Here is a 19,169-nt window from a genome sequence, read left to right on the forward strand (position 1 = left end):
CGATAGGAATGAACGTTCATTCCGAAAAAGTATTTTTAAAGCGGGAGATGATTAAAATGAGTAAGCTGAAAAATTGGAGAAGTTTATCTTTTCTATTATGGATAGTTATTACTATTGCAATGATCGTAACGATGCCTAATATGGATAAATTAGTGAAAGAAAAAGGGCACATTACGATTCCTAATACAGAGCAAAGTAGTATTGCTGACAAAATGATAAAAGAGATGGATAAAGACGGGACTGAAAAGTATGAAATTATAGCTGTTTTTAATAGTGGAAGTAAAACAGCTTTAACAACTGAGCAAAAAGAGGAAATCGTAAAAACAATCCATGCTTTACAAAATGAAAAAGAGCAATTAGGTATTAAGGAAGTTGTTTCACACTTAGATAATAAAGATTTGGAAAAACAGTTGATATCTAAAGACAATACGACCATTTTAACGCAAATATCTGTAGATAAAAAAAATGGTGAAATATCAAAAGTTTCGAATGGACTTCATAAAAAAGTGCAAACGAAGGGGGTTAAAACGTACTTAACAGGAAGTGATTTAATAGCGGGTGATTTTCTTACTTCCTCTCAAGAGGGAGTGAAAAAGACAGAAGTTATTTCTATCATTTTCATTCTAGTTGTATTAATCATTGTATTTCGTTCACCAATTGTTCCAATTGTATCTCTTCTTACAGTGGGTGTATCATATTTAGTTTCAATGGGGATTATTGCCCATTTAGTAGATCAATTTAATTTTCCGTTTTCTAACTTTACACAAGTGTTTGTAGTTGTTGTCCTGTTTGGGGTTGGAACAGATTATAACATTTTATTATATACAAGATTTAAAGAAGAATTAAGTAAACAAGAAAATGCATTTTTGGCTACGAAAGAAACTTTCAAATCAGCAGGGAAAACCGTTTTATATAGCGGGATAGCAGTACTAATTGGTTTTGCATCTCTTGCTTTAGCAAGTTTCAAATTATATCAATCTACTTCAGCCGTAGCGATTGGTGTTGCAGTATTATTACTCGTATTAACTACGTTAAATCCATTTTTTATGGTGCTTTTAGGAAAAGGAATGTTTTATCCAGTTAAAACATTTAAAGGTCATGAGGATAGTCGTTTATGGGGATTTCTTGCGAAAAACTCAGTAGTAAGACCATTCGCAGCTTTAATCATCGTATTTGTGATATCGATTCCTTTCGTAATGAAATACTCTAACACACTAAATTACAATGATTTATTTGAAGTAGATAATAAATATGAGTCGAAAATGGGGATTAACGTAATAGAAGAGCATTTTCCACCAGGTTTTTCTTCACCAAGTACGTTAGTCATTCAATCGGATAACAAGTTAGATGAGGTGAGTTCGCTTCAAACTTTAGATGAACTAACTGATAAGATTTTGAAAGTGAAAGGTGTTTCAGAAGTATATTCACCGACGCGTCCAACTGGTGAAAGGATAAAAGAACTATATATAAATAAACAAGCGGGAGAACTAAATACAGGATTAGGAGATGCCAATGGTGGTATAAAGGAAATTAATGATGGATTAACTACTGCGAAAGATAAAATGGGTAGTAAAGACTCAAATAGTCTTGCAAACGTTCAAAAGTTAATTGGTGGAACAAACGAAGCGAAAAATGGTGTGTCAGCATTAGGAACAGCTTTAAATCAACTTTCAAGTGGTATAAACAACGGAGCACAAGGTGCGCAGCGAATTGAGAGTGGATTAACTTCAGTAAATGAAAATATAAATGTTCTATCTAATGCAACGTCACAACTTCATGCTGGTTATTCGCAGTTAGAAAAAGGTTTAAGTTCCTACGATCAATACTTCGGAAGTATTTCTCAAGCGATTGATGGTGCGAAAAAAGGCTATGAACAAATTGAAATATTAATGACCAATTTCATTCAAACGAAACCAGAATTAGCAAATGATCCGAACATACTGCAAACGATAGGGATCGCTAAAGAGGCTCAAAAGCAATTAGGTGGGCTTTCAAATGAATTGAATAAATTAGCAACGCAACATAAAGCGGCGATGGGTTCATTTAAAGAAGCGAATCAATCGTTATCGAAAGTGGATAACGGCTTAAAAGAAATGAGCGATGGAGTTACTAAGTTAGAAAAAGGAGCAGCTGATCTTAAAAATGGATTAAATGAAGGTGCTTCAGGATCAAAACAAATTGCGAACAAGTCATCTGAGTTACAAACCGGATTAACAAAAATAAATAATGGGCAAGGTCAGCTATTAACCGGGCTGAAAGACTTGCAAGAACAGATGGGGCAATTACAATCAGGATTATCTAAAAGTACAGAAGGGCTTGAAAAGGTAAGTAACGGTCTAGGAGATGCTCAAAAATATTTAGGAGAACTAAATGAATCAAAAAGCTCTGCGAAATTTTATATACCAAAAGAAGTTTTAGAGGGGGAAGATTTCCAAAAAGCATTGAATACGTACATGTCACAAGATAGAAAGACTGCTAAAATGACAATCATTTTAGACGTAAATCCGTATTCAAAAGAAGCAATGCCAATCATTGAAGAAATTAATAAAACGATAGACGGTACGTTAAATGGTACAGAATTAAAATCGACGAAAAAAGCAATAGGTGGCACAACAGCTCGAAACGTTGATTTAAAAGAAGTAACAGGTCAAGACTTCTTACGTACAGCTACGATTATGTTAATTGGAATTGCGATTGTATTACTCATTATTACACGGTCATTTTTAAATACAATCTTCATTATTGGATCTTTAATATTAGCTTATTTTGCATCACTTGGCATAAGTGAACAAATTAGTGCACACTTACTAAATGTAGAGTCATTAAGCTGGAATGTACCATTCTTTAGTTTTATTATGATTGTCGCTTTAGGTGTGGATTATAGCATTTTTGTAATGATGCGATACAATGAGCTAGAAGGGGACCCCGCAATGAAAATTGTAAATGCATCTCGTCACATAGGAGGAGTCGTATTATCAGCGGCACTTATTTTAGGTGGTACATTTGCTGCATTAATCCCTTCAGGTGTATTGACACTTATACAAGTAGCATCCGTTGTTGGTGTTGCACTGTTATTATTAGCTATCATTGTGATGCCAATATTGTTACCTGCATTAATAGGGTTAACGAGTAAAATGAAGCATTATACGAAGAAATTAAGTAAAAGAAAATAAAAGAATCCCCTTTTAAAAGGGGATTTTTCTTATTTAATAAATTTGTCCATCACATCTTTATATTTTGCAAATTCTTCATCTTTCATATCTCTATTCATTATGAAATTTGCTTCTATATAATATTGTTTCGTTAAAAATATAAATTTTATTCAAGATAGAAGATGGATGAATAGCAATCAACCGTTGCTATTCATCCATCTTCTACTATATAATAGCTATAGTCTACAATAATTGAGTCGTAATATGCGATTTTTTAAGACAATCGGTGAGAAAACGCTGAAATAAGCGGTATTAGTAGGAGGACACAAATGATTACAGTAAGTAACGTTAGTTTGCGTTTCGCGGATCGCAAATTATTTGAAGATGTTAACATAAAATTCACGCCGGGTAACTGCTACGGTTTAATCGGAGCGAACGGTGCTGGTAAATCAACATTTCTAAAGATTTTATCTGGAGAAATTGAACAGTCAACAGGTGATATACATATTACGCCAGGTGAGCGTCTAGCAGTATTAAAACAGAATCACTTCGAATATGAAGAGTTCCCAGTATTAGAAACAGTAATTATGGGTCACACGCAACTTTACAAAGTAATGCAAGAGAAAAATGCCATTTACATGAAAGAAGACTTTAGTGATGAAGATGGTATGCGTGCTGCTGAACTTGAAGGTGAGTTCGCTGAGCTTAACGGTTGGGAAGCAGAATCAGAAGCTGCAATCCTTCTTAAAGGTTTAGGTATTGGTGAAGATGTTCATGATAAGAAATTGTCAGAATTAACTGGGGCAGAGAAAGTAAAAGTATTACTTGCTCAAGCATTATTCGGTAAACCTGACATTCTATTACTGGATGAGCCTACCAACCACTTGGACTTAAAAGCGATTCAATGGTTAGAAAACTTCTTAATGAACTTTGAAAATACAGTAATCGTTGTATCCCATGACCGTCACTTCTTAAATAAAGTTTGTACGCACATGGCTGATCTTGATTTCGGTAAAATTCAACTTTATGTTGGTAACTATGACTTCTGGTATGAGTCAAGCCAATTAGCTTTAAAATTAACACAAGATGCTAATAAGAAAAAAGAAGAGAAAGTAAAAGAGTTACAAAACTTCATTGCACGCTTTAGCTCAAACGCATCTAAAGCGAAACAAGCAACTTCTCGTAAAAAATTATTAGATAAAATTACATTAGATGATATTAGACCATCATCACGTCGTTACCCATTTGTTGGCTTTACACCTGAGCGTGAAATAGGAAATGACTTATTAACTGTTGAAGGTCTTTCTAAAACAATTGATGGTGAAAAAGTGTTAGATAATGTGTACTTCACTTTAAATAAAGGTGATAAAGTTGCATTTATCGGTCGTAACGATATTGCGATGACAACATTATTTAAAATCCTTATGGGTGAAATGGAGCCAGATAGCGGTTCATTCAAATGGGGCGTTACAACATCTCAATCTTACTTCCCAAGAGATAACTCTAAATACTTTGAGAACAGTGACTCCAACTTAGTTGATTGGTTACGCCAATTCTCTCCACAAGATGAGTCAGAAAGCTTCTTACGTGGTTTCTTAGGCCGTATGTTATTCTCAGGTGAAGAAGTTAAGAAGAACGTTTCTGTATTATCTGGAGGCGAAAAAGTTCGTTGTATGCTATCTAAAATGATGTTAAGTGGTGCGAACGTAATCACACTTGACGATCCAACGAACCACTTAGACCTTGAGTCTATCACTGCATTAAACAACGGTTTAATCGCATTTAAAGGTACAATGTTATTCACATCTCATGACCATCAGTTCGTACAAACAATTGCAAACCGCATTATCGAAGTAACGCCAAACGGTGTAATCGATAAAGAGGCTACTTACGATGAGTTCTTAGAAAATGAAGAACTTCAAAAACAAGTAGAAGCAATGTACAAAGGTCAATAATAAATGATAAAAAACCTCGCTCTCTTTATGAGAGCGAGGTTTTTTATAATCTTTGATTTTATGAATTGTGAATAATTATACAGAAATAACTTTAGAGAAGAAAAGACCTTTTGATGTTACATATAGAGAAAGGACTGTATCAAGAATAAACTTGAAATATAAGAAGGAATTTAATATACACCGAAAAAAACAAATGCTATCTATTGTGAATTTCATTATATTACATTAATGTTCCAGAACTGGAGACATATTTATTTGCGAAGCAGTAAAGAAAGGTTTATAGTATGTGGAGTCATAATTAGTGGATGAGACTTGGGAGAAAACAGAAAATGTTACAAATTTATTTTATTAAATAGAAACCAAGGTCAAAATGTCTAGAAAGAAATAGTTGAATAAATACTAGCTTCAAATTATAATTACTAATATTCTTCATTTAGTTAAACAAACAAAATCTATTTGAAGATAAAAAATTGAATAGAGACAGACTTATAAAAAAATAAGCCTTGGATGATCAAAAGAGGTGGAGAGATGAAACAATTACTATTAAAGAGTAAGCGAGTGTTAAGCAATCACTTTGGATTTTTCGTGTTTGCCATTATTTTATTCTGGTTAAAAACATACGCAGCATATGTGACAGAATTTAATTTAGGGATATCCAACACAATCCAAAAGTTTTTACTGTTTTTCAACCCGTTAAGCTCAGCAGTTTTATTTTTAGGGCTCGCATTATTCGCAAAGGGGAAACGTGCTTACATTTGGTTAATTGTTATTAATTTGTTAATGTCTATACTGTTATACGCAAACGTAGTATATTATCGCTTTTTCAGTGACTTTATTACGTTCCCGACATTAACACAAACGAATAACTTTGGAGATTTAGGTGGTAGTATTTTTGCATTGCTACACGTCTATGATCCACTATATTTCTTAGATACAATCATTTTAATTGCTTTAGTCGCAACAAAATTTGCAAGTCCAAAACCAATTCGTGTTGCGAAACATAAATTATCACTAGTATTTGTAGCAGGTATTTTATTATTCAGTATTAACTTAGGTCTTGCAGAATCTGATCGTCCTGAATTATTAACAAGAACATTTGACCGTAATTATATTGTGAAATATTTAGGGGCATACAACTATACGATTTATGATGGCATTCAAAGTGCGAAAGCATCAACAGAACGAGCGTTAGCTGATGGAGATAATATGACAGAGGTTAGAAATTATCTTGCATCAACATATGCAAGTCCAAATCCTGAGTACTTTGGTAAAGGAAAAGGAATGAACGTAATTTATATTCATTTAGAATCATTCCAAAACTTTTTAATTGATTATAAATTAAATGGGCAAGAAGTTACACCGTTCTTAAACTCATTTACAAAAGATGCAAATACGTTATACTTTGATAACTTCTTCCATCAAACAGGACAAGGTAAAACATCTGATGCGGAGTTCATGCTAGAAAACTCAATGTTTGGATTACCACAAGGATCTGTTTTTACAAATAAGGCTCATAACACGTATCAATCAGCACCGGCTATTTTAGGTCAACAAGGATACACATCAGCAGTGTTCCACGGTAACTATAAAACGTTCTGGAACCGTGACGATATTTATAAATCATTTGGTTTTAATAAATTCTTTGATGCGTCATACTACGATATGAACGAAAAAGATGTAGTAAACTATGGATTAAAAGATAAACCGTTCTTTAACGAATCTATACCATTATTACAAACATTGAAACAACCGTTCTATACGAAGTTCATTACGCTATCGAACCATTTCCCTTATCCAATTGATAAAGAGGAAGCGACGATTGAACCAGCTAAAACAGGTGACTCTTCAGTAGATACGTATTTCCAAACAGCACGTTATTTAGATGAGTCTGTAAAAGGATTCTTGGATTACTTGAAACAATCTGGTTTATACGATAACTCAATTATCGTTATGTACGGTGACCATTACGGTATTTCAGATAATCATGGCGCAGCAATGTCTCAAATAATGGGTAAAGAAATGAACTCATTTGAAAATGCACAACTGCAACGTGTACCATTAATCATTCGTGTTCCGGGAATGAAGGGTGGCGTACAACATCAATACGGCGGAGAAATTGATGTTCTTCCGACACTATTACACTTACTAGGTACAGATACGAAAAATTATGTCCAGTTCGGATCAGATTTATTATCACCAGAGCATAAACAAGTTGTTCCATTCCGTAACGGTAACTTCGTAAGTCCAACAGTTACTGCACTGAATGGAAAATACTATGATACAGCTACTGGTGAATCTGTAGAATTAACAGACGAAATAAAACAAAATGAACAAATGGTTCAAAAATCACTGAAATACTCTGACCAAGTCGTAAACGGTGACTTATTACGATTCTATACACCGGAAGGATTTACACCGGTCGATCGTTCGAAGTACAACTATAACCATCGTGATAAAAATAAAACGAAGGTAAAGACGACTGAAGACGGAGAAACGAAATAAATATTAAAAAGCGCTACTCATATGAGTAGCGCTTTTGTTTGTACATATAACGTTGTCATTATATAGAATTATCTTTCGTTTTTTGTTTCATCTTTCCAAAGAATACTACACCGGCAATGATAATAATGATAAATGCCCATTTTATGAAAGGATTACTTTCGAAAAATCCAGCGAACCATTTCTCATCTACAATCATTTTCGCGGCAGTATAAGCTAAAACAGCTGCTCCAATCGTAATGATGACAGGGAACCGGTCCACCCATTTTAAAATTAATGTACTGCCCCATACTACTACTGGAATAGATACTAATAGTCCAATGATTACTAAAGAAAAATTACCATGTGCAGCTCCTGCAACAGCGAGAACATTATCAATTCCCATTAATGCATCAGCTATAATAATGGTTTTAATAGCAGACCAAAATCCTTCTTCTGCCTTAATATCATGATCTTTGCCTTCAGCAATTAATTTGTAAGCAATCCATATAAGAAGTACACCACCAATTAGAAGTAACCCGGGTATTTTTAATAACCAAACGACAACTAAGGTAGCGAGGGCTCTAATCGCGATTGCCCCGATAGTTCCCCATATAATAACTTTCTTTTGTTGATCTTTCGGTAATCGCCTTGCTGCTAATCCAATTACAATGGCATTATCACCGGCTAACACTAAATCAATTACAATGATGGCAAGTAAGGCAGACAAATATTCGGCTGAAAGAAAATCCATATACACATCACTCCTTAAGAGTAATATGTGCTAAAGTGTTGATAATATAAAAAATAGGATTGAATTTGTATATTCAATCCTATTTTTTGACTGTCTTTTGATATGTATATGTGTTTTAATTCCGTATAAGTCGCTTTTGTAGTTTTTTTTGCTTATCTTTTTTCTTTTTTAATTTTCGATTCATCTTATTAATACGGCTTTCTTTTCTGTTATCCCATTTATCACCTCTGATTGTATTAATAGACTTATCTTCCTTAGCACGAAAACGTCGTACTTTTTTCACGAAGGAAAGGGGAATTCTACCAATGACACCTTGTTTTTCTAGTGAATCCTCTTTGCCTAGACACCAATCAGGATGTGATAATAAATAGTCAAAATCGAATATTATCCCGTATTCTTTATCCATATAGGTATACCATTCATCTAATGTACACTTATTTTCTGTATGTAAATATATTGATCCATCAGTCATAGCGCAGCACCAATAGTCAAAATAGCTCCATAGCACCCATTCTTTCGGTACATCTAGTGTTAAAATTACCATTTTTGAATTTTCTCTACCCCAAGCTTTATGATTTCGATTCGGATAATTATTTTTTTCCCAAATCCAAATAGGATAGTTACCTTCGTAATGAGGTAATCTCGTTTTAGCTACGCGCACCATCCAGTCATATGAATATATAGAGTCTGAATCGATGACTTCTTTATTACCTTCTAAATAACCAAGTTTCTTAAATTGTTTCCAAGCTTCTTCAGTTTGTACTGTATATACGATCATATAACACCTACTTATTTAAACTAGGCTATAGTATAGCATGGGATGTTTCAAAGTTACATTTCTTTGATTTTTTCTTACTAAAAGAGAAGATATATATATTAATGATACGATGAAATCGTGTATAGGTTTTCTCTATAAGGAAATTTCCAAAAATGATAAAAAAAGACTTGATAACCTACTAGAGGAAATCAAGTCTTTTTCATTACATACGATTATCGTGCCAGAAGTTTAATGGGAAGTGTTCGTTCTCACTATAGGCTTCTAATTCATATCCTTTTTCCTTCAGTCCTTTAATAATTCCAGGTACTGCTTTAACGGATTGTGGATGAATGTCGTGCATAAGAATAACTTCTGTTGGGTTTGTAGCACCATTTAGAACGTTTTCTACAATTTTAGCTGATGCAGCATCAACTTGCATTTTGTTGTATTTCCAGTCTAAAGAATCAATTGTCCAATCCCAAACTTTTAGTCCATTCTCGACAACTTTGTTGCGAAGAGCTTCGTTTAATCCTGGCATTGAGCCGTAAGATGGACGTGTTAATACTGGTGATTTACCTAGAACACCGGCGATTAAGCCTTGATCTTCTTTCATTTCATCTACGTAATGACCTTCTGTATAAAGTTTCTTGTAGTTATGAGTCATACTGTGCATCCCAACGTAGTGGCCTTCAGCATCTTCACGTTTTACAAGTTCCGGGAATGCTTTTACGTTTGAACCAATTAGGAAAAATGTTGCTTTTGCATTTTCTCTTTTTAACATATCTAAAAGCTCAGCTGTGTATTTTCCAGGACCATCATCAAATGTTAAGTAAGCGACTTTTCTAACTTGCCCGTTATATTGTTTTGGAGCTTCTTTCGGTGCAAGAGAAGATTGAATTTCACTTACAAGTTGAACAGATTTTGCTTCATCCTCTGTACTCGCTAGAGCAGTATGTGCTGATCCTAAAGTTGCTTCGTATGTAAATAATACCCCCGCGCAAATCAACATAGCCCTTTTTACTAAAGTTGTCATTCGAATTCCATTGTGCATAATTTTCCTTCTCTCTATAAAAGTTCTACTCTACTATATTAGCAATTATAGGGCGGTAATTGCAAAAAAACTTTTTTACAAGCGCAAAAAAGTTTATGAAAAAATATGCAAGATTTTGTATCAATTGCAGTCTTGAAAAAACAGGGTGATTTTAATGTTTATTATGAAAATTTTTAAGAATCAAATTCGGTTCTTCTAATAATGATGTAGGTGGTTTTTAGGGGAATCGGTATCAAAATGAAAGGGGACTAATCATACTTTCGTATCACTTCATTTTCGTTCTAATTATTGATTTGAATATTTTTGTTTTCTATTAAAATATTGGTATAGAAAAAAATAAATTTAAAAAGGGAGTGGGAATATGGTTAATTATATTTGCACTACATGTGGAGTACAGTATCCTGAAAGTGAAGAAGCGCCTTCTCGTTGTAAAATTTGTAATGAGGAAAGGCAATATGTGAATCCAATTGGGCAGTCATGGACAACATTAGAAAGTATGAAAAATAGCAATTTATACAAAAATGAAATAATAAAAGAAGAAAGTGGTGTGTATAGCATTACTACAAAACCTAAATTTGCAATTGGACAAACAGCATTTTTAATGCAAAGTAAAACTCTAAATGTTATGTGGGATTGCATTAGTTATTTAGATGATAAGACGATTCAGAGTATATATGATTTAGGTGGTATTCAAGCAATAGCACTTTCTCATCCACATTATTACTCTACACAAGTAAAATGGGCGGAAACATTCAATGTACCTATCTATATTCATGAAGATGATAAAGAGTGGGTGGTTCGCCCGAGTAAACAAATTAAATTTTGGTCTGAGGAACATTTGATATTATCGGAAGAACTTACATTGCATCGCTTAGGAGGCCATTTTAAGGGCGGGACTGTTATGCATTGGAAAGAAGGTAACGAAGGGAAAGGAATTTTGTTATCAGGTGATATTATACAAGTAGTTTCCGATCAAAAATGGGTAAGTTTTATGTATAGTTATCCAAATCTCATCCCATTACCAGCGAATAAAGTTAGAGATATGGCAGAGAAAGTAAAAGATATCCAATTTAGTCGACTATATAATGCATTTCATGGTGTGGTGGAAGATGCGAATAAGGCTGTACAAAGATCTGCTGATCGGTATATAAAGGCCCTGCAAGGAGACCTTTTTCATACGTAATAAAATATAAGGAAGAACTATTTATTTCATCTCAATATTTATATAACTACTTTTATATGAATTTAATACTAAAGTCCTACTATTTATAAACGAATAGGTCTTTCAACTTAGGTAGTTCTCACACTAATGAGAGATACGAAAGGAAATATATGTAACTTATAATAATTACTATAAAGCTTTGGAAAATGAAAAGGAGGAAATTTGCATGAAGAATTGGGTTCAATTTAGAATTGCAAGACCAACAGATAAATTTGAAGAAGTTATAAGTTTTTATGAGACGGGGTTAGGATTAAAGCGTATAGGAGAATTTCACAATCATGAAGGATATGATGGAGTTATGTTTGGATTACCGGATGCCGAATATCATTTGGAGTTTACAACGCACGTTAATGGAAGTCCATGTCCGGCACCGACAAAAGATAATTTACTAGTTTTTTATATGCCTAATAAAGATGAAATTGAAACAATAGTGAATCGATTAAGTAATATGGGCTATCTTGAGGTAGAACCAGAAAATCCGTATTGGATAGAGAAAGGGACCACAATAGAGGATCCAGATGGTTGGAGAATTGTGCTTATGAACGCATTTGAATAAAGAAGCTCTTTTTGTATGAAATGGCACGTTTTTATAATGAAACTGGTATGAAAATAGGAACGTCTGCGGCAGCGAATTTATTAGCTGCTAAACAAATTTGAAAAGAGAAAGGTGCGAATTTTAATGTAGTTACAGTTTTTCTGGACGTAGGGTCTATAGGAGAGTGGTCAGATGTAAAGAGCTTACAAAAAATAAAGAGAAAATCAAACACATAAAAGTTTTTTTATATTCTATTTCTTACACTTTGGGAAATTGATGAAATGAAAACCTGTATATAATGTACAGGTTTTTCGTGGTTTTTTTAGTTATGTATAGCAACTATGAAATTTCACATACCGTATTTAAAAAATACATATAGGAAAACCAAAAAGTAATGTAGAATATATCGTACATACATATATGAGGTCAACATAAAAGATAAAGAGGTGGACATATGTTACTTGAAGAAGTAATGGAGCAACTAGAGGAATATGGAACAGAACAAAATCGTAAGATCTTTAAAAATCATGGGGCGAAAGAGCCGTTATTTGGAGTTAGTTTTGCAAATTTAAAATTGTTAAAAAAGAAGATAAAAAAAGATCATGATTTAGCAATTTCGTTATGGAAAACAAAAAATATGGATGCAATGACTTTAGCAACGATGATTGTAGATCCGAAGAAAGCTACGACAGAACAGCTAAATAAATGGGTACAGGAAGTTGATTATTATTGTTTAATGGACGTTTTGATGACTGCTATTTGTACGTCGCCAATCGCGATTGAAAGAATGGAAGAATGGACAAAGTCTGATGATGAATGGATTGGAAGAGCAGGCTGGTCTTTATTAGCAAATATTGCGATTAAAAATAAAAAGTTACATGATGATTTCTTCTCTCCGTATCTAGAAGAGATTAAAGCAAATATACATATTGAAAAAAATAGAAAAAAAGAAGCGATGAATAGTGCTTTAATCGCGATAGGAATTCGTAATGAAGACTTAGAGAGAAAAGCGATTGAAATTGCACGTGAAATTGGAAAAGTCCAGGTTGATCACGGGGCAACATCATGCAAAACTCCAGATGCAGAACCTTATATAAAAAAAGCGAGAGAAAGAGCTGAAAAAAAGAAAGTGAAATAAGAAAAGGGGAACGGTTATGAAACCAATGAAAGCGGCACAAAGCATAATTACATCACAATTTCCGAATTGTGATGTAGCTTTACTGGGAGGAAGCGTTGCACGAGGAGAAGCGACAAAAACATCTGACCTGGACATTGTCATAGTTGATCAAAGTTTAACGTCTTGTTATAGAGAATCTTTCTATAGTAATGGATGGCCTGTTGAAGTGTTTGTACATAATTTTGAAACGTGTAAAACCTTTTTTAAAATGGATTGTGACCGAGGGAGACCTTCGTTACCACAATTAGTTTCAGAGGGTATTGTATTGAAAGGGGAAAATGAAATTGTTGAGAAATTAAAAAGAGAAGCAAATGATTTACTAAATAAAGGACCAGCTAAATGGACGGAAGAAATGATGAAGCAGAAACGGTATTTTATTACGGATACTTTGGACGATTTTATTGGTGCATCAAAAAGAGAAGAAGAATTGTTTATCGCGAATTTATTAGCTGATTTATTACATGAATATGTATTAAGAGTAAATGGTAAATGGCTTGGAAATTCAAAATGGTTTATAAGGGTACTTAGAAGATATGATGAACAGTACGCAGATCAATTTGTAGCAGCGTTCGATCATTTTTATACAACGGGGGAGAAAAGAAAATTAATTATTTTTGTAGAAAAAACGCTAGAACAGTACGGAGGAAGAATGTTTGAAGGGTTTTCTATAGGAAAATAAAAAGGGGATAACGCAATGAATGTACCATATGTTCAATTAAGAGAACTGAAACTAGATGATGTAGAAGAGCGATATCAATGGTCATTAGATAAAGAAGTGACAAATCATTTAGTTGTACCGGATCAATATCCACCCTTCACTCGTGAAGATACGAAAAAATGGATTGAAGCATGTATAAATCGAAAAAATGGTTATGAACAAAGAGCTATCACTACAGAAAACGGCATACATATTGGGTGGGTAGATCTTAAAAACTTTGATAAAACAAATAAAAATGCAGAACTGGGAATCGCGATTGGTAATAAAGAGTATTGGGGTAAAGGATATGGATTAGCAGCTTTATATAGTATGTTACATCTAGCATTCATTGAATTTGAATTAGAAAAAGTTTGGCTACGTGTAGATGAAGATAATTTTCAAGCTAGAAAGAGTTATGAAAAGGCTGGTTTTATTTGTGAAGGATTAATGAGAAATGATCGATTACGTCAAGGGAAGTTCATTCATCGTTATCGTTATAGTATGTTAAGAGAAGAATACGAATCTTTAAATGGTAGTTTATAAAAATATTATGTTAACTAAAAGGAGCTGGAGAGATATGATTCGATTACTTACGAAAGAAGATGCGAAAAAATATTGGGAGTTACGTTTACAAGCATTACAAGTAAACCCAGAGGCATTTGTAACAACTTATGAAGAGGCGATTCGCCAGGAAAATCCTATTAAGCGAGTGGAAGGCAATTTAACAGCTACTACTAGTTGTACATTCGGTGCTTTTAATGGGGATCATCAATTAGTTGGAGTTGTCACTTTACTAACTGAAGAAAAAGAGGCTTATAAACATAAAGGTCATATCGTTGCGATGTATGTAGATGCAAACAATCGAAGAAGTGGTCTTGCACGTGAGTTAATACGTAAGGCAATTGAAAGAGCAAGAGAAATGAGCTTAGAACAATTGAACTTAGGTGTTGTATCTACAAACGAACCAGCAAAAAAATTGTATGAATCAATGGGCTTTAAAACGTATGGGATTGAAAAGAGAGCTATAAAGATGAATGGTGTGTATAGTGATGATGAACATATGGTCTTGTTCTTTTAATAGAGGGAGTTTAGTATGAAAGATCTCCATTTAGAAAAAAATATGAACCCGCAAGTAGCGATTTTGTATGCGACGGTTACTGATACATTTAAACGATTGCAAAAGTTAGTAGAAGGTACTGATGTGAAAGAACTGTCCTTCAAAAGGTCAGAAAATAATGAAAACAGTATTGGGCAACTACTTCAGCATTTAGCGATAGTCGATTTACACTGGGTGTACCGTTTAAAAGGAGAGGAAGTTCCACCGACACTTGAAAATAAATATGGACCAATGTTGAATGAAATGGGAGGATTGCCTAGTTTAAGAAAGTATAAATTACAAGAATTAATGCAAGATTATGAAGCAGTGCAACATATGTTTTATGAGGAGTGTATGAAACTAACAGAAAATGATTTAACAAGGGAAGTTTTTTATGAGAAGGGAGAAACTGCGACTATAAGGTGGGGAATATGGCATATAGCCGATCATAATCGGTACCATCAAGCTCATATTAGTCAGTTAAGAAGACTATATAGAGCTAGAATAGATGCGAGATAAAGATTTCGAATTTTAATTATATTTAATTTGTTGTATAGTATAAGAAGAAACTAAACAAGGAGTTTTATAATGAAAGCTATTGCAGTAGGGATATTGGCATCATTTTTCTTTGCTTTTACCTTTGTTTTAAACCGGGCGATGGACTTAGAAGGTGGAAGCTGGATTTGGAGTGCTTCATTACGGTACTACTTTATGGTTCCAATGCTTTTACTTATTGTCATGTATAGAGGGAACTTAAAGCAACTCCTTCAATATATGAAAAATAATCCGAAAGAATGGTTAGTGTGGAGTATCGTTGGATTTGGTCTCTTCTATGCACCACTTAGTTTTGCCGGAGCTTTTGGACCTGGTTGGCTTGTTGCATCAACATGGCAAATTACGATTGTCGCAGGAATTTTGTTAACACCGTTTTTTGCAGTAGATCCATTACATAAAAAACTTCCAATGAAGGAATTAGTTATGTCTGGGGTTATTTTAAGCGGTGTTGTACTTATGCAAGTAGAACATGCTTCTTCATTAGGAATTCGAGAAACCGTTTTATGTGTAGTTCCTGTACTTATTGCAGCGTTTGCGTATCCTCTTGGAAATCGAAAAATGATGCAAGTTTGTAAAGGAGAATTAGATGTATTCCAGCGAGTTCTCGGTATGACATTAGCAAGTTTACCATTTTGGTTTTTACTATCTGGTTATGAAGTATCAACAGGCGGGCTACCGTCAAGTAGCCAAGTTTTCCAATGTTTTATTGTAGCAGTTAGTTCTGGTTTAATCGCGACAGTACTATTCTTCTTTGCGACAGATCTTGTAAAAGATGATCCACAAAAACTAGCAACAGTGGAAGCAACACAATCCGGTGAAGTTTTATTTGCGCTAGTAGGAGAGCTCATCTTGCTATCTGCGCCAATTCCGTCATCTTTATCTTGGATCGGAATGAGTCTTGTTATTGTCGGAATGATACTACATAGTTATGTAGCGGTCGTTGTGAAAAAAGAAGAAAAAATAACGGCGTAATGAGATTAGCTCTTTATAGAAAGAGCTAATCTTTTTTCATGGAAAGGGATGTAGAAATGAATTTGCAACGCGTGGAACAAATTGAGAAAAATCCAATTTTAAATGTGTTACAGTATGCAGTCGGGCCAAGTGAAACTAGCTTAAAGAAAGCAGTTTTATATTATGAAAGTAATAAAGGGACTTTGTACAGATATGAAGAAGAGGCTTGTATAGGTATTGAAATAATTGGAGCAAATAAAGCGAGAATATGTCACATAGCAGTCGCTCCACAATATCGTAATAAAGGAATTGCGTTGCAAATGATAAAAGAAGTAGTAAAAATGCTTCAATTAACTTATATAGAAGCAGAGACAGACAATGAGGCAGTAGAATTTTATAAAAAAATTGGTTTTCAGGTTAAAAGTTTAGGAGAAAGATATCCGGGGATTGAAAGATTTCATTTGTATTTTAAAAATAAAACATATTAAAATCATCTTAGAATATAATATCCGGAATAGGATTTGAAGAAATAGTTCGTTTTATATGTATCCCGTTATTTGTGGACAGGACAGTAAAACTCTCACCTCAAAATTCGGCTGGAGTAAGGAAGCTAGGTGGAAGCCCTGAAACCCGTAAACGCCAATTGGTACGGGGATAATAATCAGTGCGTGGATGAACAAAAGCTCAACTAATTAAAATTTCACTTTATTTTTTCTAATTTTAATTGCAACTAGTTATTAGCTTTTGACAAAAATGTAAGAAAGGTTAGTTGATGCTAAGGAAGGAAGTAAAATATGAGTAAATCAATAAATAATGGAGCAATTGAGAAGAAGCGTGCAGTCTCATTAGATTTAGCAAGAGGTACTATGTTACTATTAATCGTACTTGCCCATGCGCCGCTTTACTTGTATACTGCAGATCCTGGAATTATGCATAGGGTAGAAAGTGGAAGTTTCTTTGATCAAATTGTAAACCTTTTTGGTATATTCATAATTGATAACCGTGCAAGAGCGATGTTTGCCGTATTATTAGGCTACGGTTTGGTTCTAGCACTCGAAGGGCAAATATCAAAAGGGAAAAATGAAAATCATGCTGTAAAAATAGTAAGAAGACGCTCTTGGTATTTAATACTGTTTGGGGTTGTGTTAGCAGTCTTAATTGGAGGGCAAGATATTCTTATGGCCTATGGTGTAGCGGGGCTTCTTGTTAGCCCGCTATTAAAGTGTAAAATGAAAACATTAATTCGAACATTTACGATTATCACTATATTGTATATCATTTTTATTCCAATAATATGGGGATTTAATATGCAAGCAATAGGCGATTACGGTTTTTCACCAGATGTTTCAGCAAAAGACACGTATCTAAATACTATAATGTTACGATTACTTTTCTTTCCTTTTATACCTGTTCTCATCCATTTTATGTTCCCAATTCTTCTTTCGGTAATTCTTGGTTTGTGGATTGCTAGATATCAGTTATTAATAAAACCAGAGCAACATTTGAAAAAATTATATTTTATAACAATTATAGGATTAGCAATTTCCTTAATAGGTGCTTTGCCTCTATCTTTTATAGGGACTATATGGTATCCAAGTGTATTTACAGCTGGAATGATAAATGGAATCCATATTTTAACTGGAATTGTTGGAGGGTTAGCATATGCAACGGGTTTCGGTATAATAGGGAGTAGATTGAAAAATCTAGGGTACTTTAGCCTTTCATTAATTGCTTTGGGAAAGCGCTCATTAACATTTTTTGTTTTGAATGAGGCACTGCTTGTTATACTTTTATCACCTGTAGCATTTGATTTAGGTGGGTATGTAAGTAACGCTCTTGCTGCATTGATAGCTATAAGTATTTGGATATTGTCTGTCATATTAGCTACAATAATGGAGAAAAACAATCTGAATGGACCATTAGAGATTTTATTGAGACGTTTAATATATAAAAATAAAACAATTGAAAGACGACCGGGGTATTAGGTCGTCTTTCAATTTATTATAGACTATAAATAAAATTATAATCTAATGATAGTTTGTTTTTATTCATGGAATAAAAAGTATAAAATATGCAAATGTGCATATAGGGTTTAGTTTGAAAAAATTAACATATACATTATATAATAAAGTTATATGGAAAAATATAGATGAAAGAAATTAGGTGTATAACACATGAGAATGGATAAAAGTAAATTTATAAAAGTCGCTGCTTCAATAGGAGTATCATCATTTTTATTAACTGGGTGTGGTGATTATGAAGAAGAAACTGTACAGAAAGAAAGTACCGCTGTTAAAACAGATGGTGCAAAGCAAGGCAATGAACAAGAATCTTTACATTGTGATGATAAAACTCCTACCAATGAAAATGTAGAAAATGATGAATTATGCAAGGAAATTAATCCATCGTTTTCATCGTATAATGAAAACTCACATTTACCGATACTGCCATTCGTAGCAGGATATTTATTAGCAAGCAGAACTTCGAATATGAATTATACAGCAAAACCCAATGTAATGAAGAAACCGTATGCAAATAATATTATTCCATATCGTGAAAAAGACCAAAGTAGAACTGGTGGCAGCGGTGGTGGAGGATACTACGGTGGAACTAACAGTAACAACAATAATTCTTCCAATAAAGTAGATTTAAACAAACAACAGCCGAGTACATCAAATAAAGTGACGCCAGATACAAATACGCCGAAATCATCTACTACTCAAACGCCGAAAGTGAATTCTGGTTCAAGTGGAATTGGAAACGCAAAAGCGCCAGCTGGATCATAACAC

The 19,169-nt window shown here is 33.8% G+C and carries 17 protein-coding genes and 1 pseudogene; 15 read left to right on the forward strand and 3 right to left on the reverse strand.

Going from position 1 to position 19,169, the window contains the following annotated elements:
• Nucleotides 1-56 precede the first annotated feature (56 nt).
• From MKO96_RS00090 to ltaS, 3 genes are all read left to right on the forward strand, one after another.
• Nucleotides 57-3,173, forward strand: coding sequence for an MMPL family transporter (locus MKO96_RS00090; protein ID WP_240586230.1), 3,117 nt, complete (start codon nucleotides 57-59; stop codon nucleotides 3,171-3,173).
• 308 nt (nucleotides 3,174-3,481) lie between these two features.
• Complete coding sequence (locus MKO96_RS00095; RefSeq protein ID WP_000633872.1) at nucleotides 3,482-5,107, forward strand: ABC-F family ATP-binding cassette domain-containing protein; 1,626 nt, start codon at nucleotides 3,482-3,484, stop codon at nucleotides 5,105-5,107.
• Between the two features lie 528 nt (nucleotides 5,108-5,635).
• A complete protein-coding gene (ltaS, locus tag MKO96_RS00100) occupies nucleotides 5,636-7,609 on the forward strand; it encodes a lipoteichoic acid synthase (protein WP_240586231.1) in 1,974 nt (657 codons plus the stop codon).
• Between the two features lie 58 nt (nucleotides 7,610-7,667).
• Here the strand turns inward: ltaS and MKO96_RS00105 are convergent, their stop codons facing one another.
• The 3 genes from MKO96_RS00105 to MKO96_RS00115 all read right to left on the reverse strand — a co-directional run bounded on the left by MKO96_RS00105 (nucleotide 7,668) and on the right by MKO96_RS00115 (nucleotide 10,147).
• Nucleotides 7,668-8,339 (reverse strand): TerC family protein, encoded by a 672-nt coding sequence (locus MKO96_RS00105; protein ID WP_075307552.1) that lies wholly within the window; start codon nucleotides 8,337-8,339, stop codon nucleotides 7,668-7,670.
• A gap of 115 nt (nucleotides 8,340-8,454) precedes the next feature.
• Nucleotides 8,455-9,117 (reverse strand): DUF3841 domain-containing protein, encoded by a 663-nt coding sequence (locus tag MKO96_RS00110; protein ID WP_240586232.1) that lies wholly within the window; start codon nucleotides 9,115-9,117, stop codon nucleotides 8,455-8,457.
• A 202-nt stretch (nucleotides 9,118-9,319) separates the two neighbouring features.
• A complete protein-coding gene (locus tag MKO96_RS00115; RefSeq protein ID WP_240586233.1) occupies nucleotides 9,320-10,147 on the reverse strand; it encodes a peptidoglycan-N-acetylglucosamine deacetylase in 828 nt (275 codons plus the stop codon).
• A 361-nt stretch (nucleotides 10,148-10,508) separates the two neighbouring features.
• Between MKO96_RS00115 and MKO96_RS00120 the strand changes: the two genes are divergently transcribed.
• From MKO96_RS00120 to MKO96_RS00175, 12 genes and pseudogenes are all read left to right on the forward strand, one after another.
• The gene (locus tag MKO96_RS00120) at nucleotides 10,509-11,330 is read left to right on the forward strand and encodes an MBL fold metallo-hydrolase (protein WP_240586234.1); all 822 of its coding nucleotides are present in this window, start codon (nucleotides 10,509-10,511) and stop codon (nucleotides 11,328-11,330) included.
• A gap of 205 nt (nucleotides 11,331-11,535) precedes the next feature.
• A complete protein-coding gene (locus MKO96_RS00125) occupies nucleotides 11,536-11,925 on the forward strand; it encodes a VOC family protein (protein ID WP_087980776.1) in 390 nt (129 codons plus the stop codon).
• Nucleotides 11,926-11,936: 11 nt separating this feature from the next.
• Nucleotides 11,937-12,140: pseudogene (locus MKO96_RS00130) on the forward strand (cysteine synthase); the annotation flags it as partial.
• Between the two features lie 218 nt (nucleotides 12,141-12,358).
• On the forward strand, nucleotides 12,359-13,042 hold the full coding sequence (locus tag MKO96_RS00135) for a DNA alkylation repair protein (RefSeq protein WP_240586235.1): 684 nt from the start codon (nucleotides 12,359-12,361) through the stop codon (nucleotides 13,040-13,042).
• 16 nt (nucleotides 13,043-13,058) lie between these two features.
• Nucleotides 13,059-13,760: a nucleotidyltransferase domain-containing protein gene (locus MKO96_RS00140; RefSeq protein ID WP_240586236.1), complete on the forward strand. Its 702-nt coding sequence runs from the start codon at nucleotides 13,059-13,061 to the stop codon at nucleotides 13,758-13,760.
• Between the two features lie 15 nt (nucleotides 13,761-13,775).
• Nucleotides 13,776-14,321, forward strand: a complete 546-nt coding sequence (locus MKO96_RS00145) for a GNAT family N-acetyltransferase (RefSeq protein WP_240586237.1) — start codon at nucleotides 13,776-13,778, stop codon at nucleotides 14,319-14,321.
• A 34-nt stretch (nucleotides 14,322-14,355) separates the two neighbouring features.
• A complete protein-coding gene (locus MKO96_RS00150; RefSeq protein WP_240586238.1) occupies nucleotides 14,356-14,856 on the forward strand; it encodes a GNAT family N-acetyltransferase in 501 nt (166 codons plus the stop codon).
• Nucleotides 14,857-14,871: 15 nt separating this feature from the next.
• Nucleotides 14,872-15,393 carry a DinB family protein gene (locus tag MKO96_RS00155; RefSeq protein WP_240586239.1) on the forward strand — a complete coding sequence of 174 codons (522 nt, stop codon included), beginning with the start codon at nucleotides 14,872-14,874 and terminating at the stop codon, nucleotides 15,391-15,393.
• 69 nt (nucleotides 15,394-15,462) lie between these two features.
• On the forward strand, nucleotides 15,463-16,401 hold the full coding sequence (locus MKO96_RS00160; protein WP_240586240.1) for a DMT family transporter: 939 nt from the start codon (nucleotides 15,463-15,465) through the stop codon (nucleotides 16,399-16,401).
• A gap of 56 nt (nucleotides 16,402-16,457) precedes the next feature.
• Nucleotides 16,458-16,868, forward strand: coding sequence for a GNAT family N-acetyltransferase (locus tag MKO96_RS00165; protein ID WP_001053323.1), 411 nt, complete (start codon nucleotides 16,458-16,460; stop codon nucleotides 16,866-16,868).
• Nucleotides 16,869-17,174: 306 nt separating this feature from the next.
• Nucleotides 17,175-18,365, forward strand: coding sequence for a DUF418 domain-containing protein (locus MKO96_RS00170; protein WP_240586241.1), 1,191 nt, complete (start codon nucleotides 17,175-17,177; stop codon nucleotides 18,363-18,365).
• Nucleotides 18,366-18,554: 189 nt separating this feature from the next.
• On the forward strand, nucleotides 18,555-19,166 hold the full coding sequence (locus MKO96_RS00175) for a hypothetical protein (protein WP_240586242.1): 612 nt from the start codon (nucleotides 18,555-18,557) through the stop codon (nucleotides 19,164-19,166).
• Nucleotides 19,167-19,169: the final 3 nt, after the last annotated feature.

The organism is Bacillus sp. ES1-5 (genome assembly GCF_022487605.1).
Classification (GTDB): domain Bacteria; phylum Bacillota; class Bacilli; order Bacillales; family Bacillaceae_G; genus Bacillus_A; species Bacillus_A wiedmannii.